1 protein-coding gene is annotated in these 1,602 nt (G+C 67.5%); it reads right to left on the reverse strand.

What is annotated here, in order from left to right:
* A partial coding sequence (locus tag ACNKW1_RS15700; protein WP_418365511.1) for a TRAP transporter permease occupies positions 1-1,602 on the reverse strand: 1,602 nt, incomplete at both ends.

The following is a 1,602-nucleotide window of genomic DNA, read 5'->3' on the forward strand; positions in this document are numbered from 1 at the left end:
CTGGCGGGGCTTCTGCATCGCCCACACGAGCGCAATCAGCGCGAAGGCGGGCAGGTACATCCACTCCTTGTCGGGCCGCTCGGCCGCGGGCAGCTCGATGCTGGCGATCGCGAAGCCCTGCTCCAGGCCCAGCTTCTCGGCCGGGCTGCCGAAGCGCACCGCCGCCACCTGCACCTGATCGCCCAGCGTCATCACCGTCAGGCCCATCTTGCCCAGACGCTCGCGCGCGTTGCCCGGCTCACCCAGCGGCAGCAGCACGCCCTTGGCGATGTCCTGCCCCTCGAGGTTCATGCCCTCGACCCACACGCGCAGGTTGCCGTTGCGCGGCGCCGCCTCGACCAGGCGCGTGAGCTCGGTCGGCGCCACCTCGTCGTAGGGCGGATACACCATGTCCATCCAGAAGCCCGGACGGAACAGCGTGAAGGTCACCAGCAGCAGGATCAGCGTCTCGTGGAGGCGGGTCTTGGCGATGAAGAAGCCCTGCGTGGCCGCGGCGAACATCATGCTCGCCACCGTCGCGCTGACGATGGTCATCACCAGGTGGAAGGTGTCGGTGATGCCGATCAGCAGGATCTGCGTGTTGAAGATGAACATGAAGGGCAGGATCGCCGTCCGTGCGCTGTAGCCGAAGGCGGTCAGGCCCGTGCGCATCGGCTCGCTCTTGGCGATGCCCGCCGCGGCGTAGGACGCCAGCCCCACCGGCGGGGTCACGTCGGCCATCAGGCCGAAATAGAACACGAACAGATGCACCGCGATCAGCGGCACCAGCAGCCCGCTCTGCGCGCCCAGCTCCACGATCACCGGCGCCATCAGCGTCGACACCACGATGTAGTTGGCCGTGGTCGGCAATCCCATGCCCAGCACCAGGCAGATCACTGCCACCAGCACCAGCATCACCATCAGGTTGCCGCCCGAGAGCACCTCCACGAGCTCGGTCATCGCCAGGCCGATGCCGGTCAGCGTCACCGTGCCCACGATCACACCCGCGGTGGCGGTGGCGATGGCGATGCCGATCATGTTGCGCGCACCGGTCACCAGCCCCGAGAACAGGTCGTGAAAGCCGTGCTTCGTGGCCTCGCCCAGTGCGCCGTGGCCGCGGAAGAAGGCGAACAGCGGGCGCTGGGTGACGAGGATGAACATCAGGAACAGCGTCGCCCAGAACGCCGACAGCGCGGGCGAGAGCTGCTCGACCATCAGGTTCCAGATCAGCGCCGCCACCGGCAAGAGGAAGTGCAGGCCGGATTTGAGCGTGGGGCCGATCTCGGGCAGGTACGCCATCTTCTCGCCGGGCTTTTCCATATGGAGCTCGGGGTACTTCGCCCCGAAGCGCACGATCGCCACGTAGGCCGCGAGCATGAGCGCGCCCACGACGACGAAGGCCGCCTCGCCGAAGGCGCCCTTCATCCAGCCGAAGCCCCAGTACACCACCGCCGACAGGATGATCACGCCCGACACCGTCATCAGCGTGCTGATCACCGCGCGCTGCCAGGGCAGCGGCTCGCGCCGCGGCAGGCCCTGCAGCTCCATCTTGAGCGCCTCGAGGTGCACGATGTAGAACAGCGCGATGTAGGAGATCAGCGCGGGCAGGATCGCGTGCTTCAT

The organism is Thauera sp. WH-2, from assembly GCF_048321015.1.
In the GTDB taxonomy this organism is placed as follows: domain Bacteria; phylum Pseudomonadota; class Gammaproteobacteria; order Burkholderiales; family Rhodocyclaceae; genus Thauera.